4 protein-coding genes and 1 pseudogene are annotated in these 4,650 nt (G+C 57.5%); all 5 read right to left on the bottom strand.

All coding sequences use genetic code 11. The annotated features are described in order from the left end of the window. Positions 1 to 90: 90 nt before the first annotated feature. Positions 91 to 966, bottom strand: coding sequence for a 3-hydroxybutyryl-CoA dehydrogenase (locus G0Q00_RS15775; protein ID WP_163041089.1), 876 nt, complete (start codon positions 964 to 966; stop codon positions 91 to 93). Further along, positions 963 to 1,853 carry a phosphate acyltransferase gene (locus tag G0Q00_RS15770; RefSeq protein WP_163041088.1) on the bottom strand — a complete coding sequence of 297 codons (891 nt, stop codon included), beginning with the start codon at positions 1,851 to 1,853 and terminating at the stop codon, positions 963 to 965. The genes G0Q00_RS15775 and G0Q00_RS15770 overlap by 4 nt, the downstream gene beginning before the upstream one ends. 26 nt (positions 1,854 to 1,879) lie before the next feature. Further along, positions 1,880 to 2,986 carry a butyrate kinase gene (gene buk / locus G0Q00_RS15765; RefSeq protein WP_163041086.1) on the bottom strand — a complete coding sequence of 369 codons (1,107 nt, stop codon included), beginning with the start codon at positions 2,984 to 2,986 and terminating at the stop codon, positions 1,880 to 1,882. 6 nt (positions 2,987 to 2,992) lie between these two features. Continuing rightward, positions 2,993 to 4,423 carry an aldehyde dehydrogenase family protein gene (locus tag G0Q00_RS15760; protein WP_163041084.1) on the bottom strand — a complete coding sequence of 477 codons (1,431 nt, stop codon included), beginning with the start codon at positions 4,421 to 4,423 and terminating at the stop codon, positions 2,993 to 2,995. Between the two features lie 105 nt (positions 4,424 to 4,528). Then, positions 4,529 to 4,650 (bottom strand): annotated as a pseudogene (locus G0Q00_RS15755) (glutaryl-CoA dehydrogenase); the annotation flags it as partial.

The following is a 4,650-nucleotide window of genomic DNA, read 5'->3' as shown; positions in this document are numbered from 1 at the left end:
GGTTCCATCCGCTTTCACACGAACTTTCACGTTGTAGTCGATCACGCGCTTCACAGGCACAAGCACCTTCATTGGCGGTCTCCTTTTGAATTAGCGTGTTGGAACGGGGGTTTCCCCCCGATAGTCATAAAATCCCCGCCCAGCCTTGCGGCCAACCCAGCCGGCTTCGACATACTTCGTTAGCAAGGGACAGGGGCGGTATTTTGTATCGGCCATTCCGTCGTGCAGGACGTTCATGATGGCAAGACAGGTGTCCAATCCAATGAAATCCCCAAGCTCAAGCGGCCCCATCGGATGGTTCGCGCCAAGCTTCATTGAGGCGTCGATACTGGCCACGTTACCGACACCTTCATATAGCGCATAAACCGCCTCGTTGATCATTGGGATCAACACGCGATTGACGATGAAGGCAGGATAATCTTCGGCACTGGCCGAGATTTTTCCAATCCGTTCGACCAGCCTTAGCATCTCTTGATAGGTCTCTTCAGACGTGGAAATTCCGCGGATCAGTTCCACCAATTCCATAACAGGTACCGGGTTCATGAAGTGAAGACCGATGAACTGTTCGGGCCGATCTGTTGCCGCAGCGAGGCGGGTGATCGAGATCGACGACGTATTGCTGGCCAGAATGGTGTGCGGCTGCAGTGAGGGCTGAAGGTTCGCGAAAATTCTGGTCTTAATGTCTTCTCGCTCGGTCGCCGCCTCGATCACCAGATCGGTGCTGCCAAGATCCGCCAGATCGGTTGTTGTGCTGATGCGGGACAGGTAGTCCGATTTCTCGTCATCGGTCATCCGACCGCGCGACACCTGTCGATCCAAATTCTTTGAAATCCGAGAAATGGCCGCCTTCAGCGCGTCCTCAGACAAATCGTTCAGCCGAACATCGAATCCCGAGGTGGCAAACACCTGCGCGATTCCATTGCCCATCTGACCCGCGCCGATTACTCCGATTGTTTGAGGCGTCATTGGTTCTCTCCTGCCTTCACGGCCAGCGCCAGCAACAGGGCGTTGATGCGGCGGGCAACTGTGTCGGACCGCGAGTTCAGCAACACGGGAACAACCGCCCCCAAAACCAGTGAACCTGTTTCGGCCGCTCCGTGGTATTTCCATGATTTTGCGACCGCATTGGCCGCATCGATTGTGGGGAAAAGCAAAAGATCCGCTTCGCCAGCTACGGCTGATCCTTCAAGCTTCTTCGTTTCGGCCGCTGCCCGGCTGACCGCGACGTCATAGCCGAAGGGGCCGTCAACAACGAAACCCGGCAGTTTTCCTTGTCGGCTTTCCTGAGCAAGACGTTGCGCATCAAGAGTGGCTGGCAAAGCGTCCGAGACTTTCTCGGTGGCAGCAACGGCTGCGACTTTGACCGGATCAATTCCCAGCCCGCGAAACAGCGGTGCCGTATTCAGAAGGATTTGCCGTTTCTGATCAAGATCTGGCGCGGGGACAATGCCGTTGTCCGTTGCTGCGATCAGCTTGGGGTAGGACGACATTTCGGCCACTGTCACATTGGACAGGATGCCATTCCCACGAAGACCGGCCGTGCGGTTGACGACAGCGCGCAGGTAGGACGTGCTATCCACATGGCCCTTCATCAGGATATCGCCCTCGCCAGAGCGTATGGCTGCAACGGCCAGTTCCGCACATTCTGCGGGCGTGTCAGCATTTCGTATATCGACTTGTGCGGTCACATCGGGCGACAGATGGTCATCAATCAGGTTGACGTCACCGGTGATTATCGCGCGCGTGACGAGCCCCCGTTGCAACGCAGCCACGACGGCCCTGATAACGTCGGGTTCGTTTCCTCCGGCCACACAAAGAGTGCAACCGTCGCCCTGCCCTGCAAACCGTCTCATCAGGTTGCTAAAGCCAAACCTTGTCATCACACGACCTCTGCCAGCGGCTGAACCGGCCAGGACATGGCGGTTTCCTCGCCCTGCAGGACACGTGCGGCACCCTGCGCCAAGGCAAGGCACTCGTTGCTGCCCGGATACACGGTGATTTCACCAAGTCGGCTGAGCTTTTCTGTCAGCGCCGCCACGATGCGGGGGCTGTTGGCCAATCCACCCGTCAGGACGATGCCATCAAGGTTAAAATCCGCAACCGAGGCCATGGCTCCAATGGCCTTGGCAATCTGAAGGATCATTGCGTCATAGACCAGTTCGGCATGCGCATAGCCTTCATCAATCATGGCTTCGACTTTGCGGATGTCCTTTGTTCCCAAATGGGCGAACACTCCGCCATTGCCATAGAGCTTCGCCAGCAGCTGCGCTTTTGTATAAGCGCCGCTATAGCAAAGTTCGATCAGCGGCAAAGGCGGCAGACCGCCGGCTCTTTCGGGCGTGAAGGGTGAGACTTCCATCCGGTTGGAGCTGTCCACCAATTTGCCATCAACCAGAGCGGCGATGGAAAACCCTGCGCCCAGATGGGCCACGACAGCGCGCAGGTCACTCAGCTTTTTGCCCTTCTCTGCCGCCAGTTTTCGCCCGCATGCACGAATATTGAGCGCATGTACGAAACTGAAGCGGGGCAGCTCGGGGCAGCCCGTAATCCGAGCCACGGGCGGCAACTCGTCAACACTTACCGGGTCGACGATAAAGGCGCGCACACCATGCTGTTGTGCAATACTAGCAGCCATTGGTGCCCCAAGATTGCTCGCGTGATGGTAAGTCGGCGTATAAAGCGCGAAATGCACCAATTGAGCATTCACCTCGATCACACCCGGCGGCACCGGCGTAAGCATTCCGCCACGCCCCGCGCAGGCAACCAACCGGTCGCCCGCTGCCATTTCTGTGGAAAGAAACTCAGACACACAGTCGGATCGATAGGACAGCTGATCAGCGATACTGCCAAATCCGGCCATGACGGTTTCGTCATGCTCAAGGGTCCGCTCTGCAACGACAGTCAAACCGGTGGCATTGGTTTCAGACAGCGCACAACGGGTGGTTGTCGTGCCGGGATTGATCGCCAGTATGAGATCACGCGACATGACGGACTACCCGGCGAAGCTATAGGCGGTTTTCACCGCGGTATAGAACTCGGCCGCATAGCGTCCCTGTTCACGGGAACCGTAGGACGATCCCTTTCGCCCACCAAACGGCACGTGGTAATCCACACCCGCCGTCGGCAGGTTGACCATCACCATCCCGGCTTGGCTTTGCCGTTTGAACTCGCGCGCATATTTCAGGCTTGAAGTGCAGATGCCCGAAGAAAGGCCGAACTCGGTGTCATTGGCTGCCGCAAGAGCTTCGTCAAAACCTGCAACCTTGATGATGCTTGCGCAGGGACCGAAAATCTCTTCTCGGCTGGACCGCATGTCGTTGGTCGCGTTCACGAACAACGCAGGCATCTGAAAGTAGCCTTCGGTTTCGCGGTTCAGACGCTCGCCACCGATGACTTCGGCACCCTCTTCTGCCGCGATGCGCACATAGTCGAGGTTTCCTGCCAGCTGTTTCTCCGACACGACCGGGCCAATTTGAACCTGCGGATCCAGCGGGTTCCCGATGTTCAGCGCCAGCGCTTCGGTGGCAAGACGGTCGACAAACGCATCATGAATGCCCGCGTCAACGATGATCCGGCTTGAGGCAGTGCAGCGCTGTCCGGTCGAGTAAAAGGCGCCGTTCAGTACCGCGGGCACGGCGATATCCAGATCGGCATCATCCATGACCACCATCGGGTTTTTGCCACCCATTTCAAGCTGGACTTTCTTCATCCCCTGCGCAGCTGTCACAGCCAGATTGCGCCCAACCGGGACAGAGCCCGTAAAGGAAATCGCGTCGACCTGGGGGTGGGTTGCGATGGCGTTCCCGACAATCGATCCCTGCCCCATCACCAGATTGAACACCCCTGCCGGGCAGCCAGCTTGGTCAATAATCTCGGATAGGATATGTGCACTTGCTGGGGTCAGGTCGGCGGGCTTGAATAACACCGTGTTGCCGTATGCAAGCGCCGGAGCAATCTTCCAAGCCGGAATGGCAATCGGGAAGTTCCACGGCGTGATCAGTCCGATGACACCAACCGGCTCACGCACGACATCGACATCAACATCGGGGCGCACCGAGGCAATTGCATCGCCTGCCACCCGGATCGCCTCACCAGCAAAAAAGCGGAAAATCTGCGCCGCACGGGCAGTCTCGCCTACAGCTTCGGCCAAAGTCTTGCCTTCCTCGCGGGCTAGAATAGCGCCAATTTCATCCTTGCGGGCGAAAAGCTGCGCGGCGACCGACTCGAGCAGATCCGAGCGCAGTTGAGGCGAGGCATTCGCCCACGCGGGAAGTGCAGCGCGAGCGGCTTGGGCCGCCATATCTACTTGATCAGCGGACGCTCGGGCATAAAGGCCGATCACTTCGGAAATGTCAGCAGGATTGCGGTTTTCAACGGCATCCACGCCGCCCAGCCACTGGCCGGCAATGAGGTTCTGTTTCATCGCACGCTCATAATATCAATTGGAAGGAAGGTGGGGAAAGCCAAGACAGGCCAGCTTTCCCCGAAACTGAAGCGCCAAATAACATTCAGCGCTTCGGAAGGTGATTTAGAAGAATGCCTGCAGGCCAGTCTGAGCACGACCCAGGATCAGGGCGTGGACGTCATGGGTGCCTTCATAGGTGTTTACCGTTTCCAGGTTCACCATGTGGCGGATGACGTTGAATTCCA

It is taken from the genome of Aliiroseovarius sp. PrR006 (assembly GCF_010500215.1).
In the GTDB taxonomy this organism is placed as follows: domain Bacteria; phylum Pseudomonadota; class Alphaproteobacteria; order Rhodobacterales; family Rhodobacteraceae; genus Aliiroseovarius.
This window is presented reverse-complemented; position numbering and strand designations above follow the sequence as displayed.

Bases quoted from the DNA above. Each gene is read 5' to 3' on its own strand.
- G0Q00_RS15775 (WP_163041089.1), bottom strand. From the start codon at position 966: ATGACGCCTCAAACAATCGGAGTAATCGGCGCGGGTCAGATGGGCAAT.
- buk (WP_163041086.1), bottom strand. From the start codon at position 2,986: ATGTCGCGTGATCTCATACTGGCGATCAATCCCGGCACGACAACCACC.
- G0Q00_RS15760 (WP_163041084.1), bottom strand. From the start codon at position 4,423: ATGAAACAGAACCTCATTGCCGGCCAGTGGCTGGGCGGCGTGGATGCC.
- G0Q00_RS15770 (WP_163041088.1), bottom strand. From the start codon at position 1,853: ATGAGACGGTTTGCAGGGCAGGGCGACGGTTGCACTCTTTGTGTGGCC.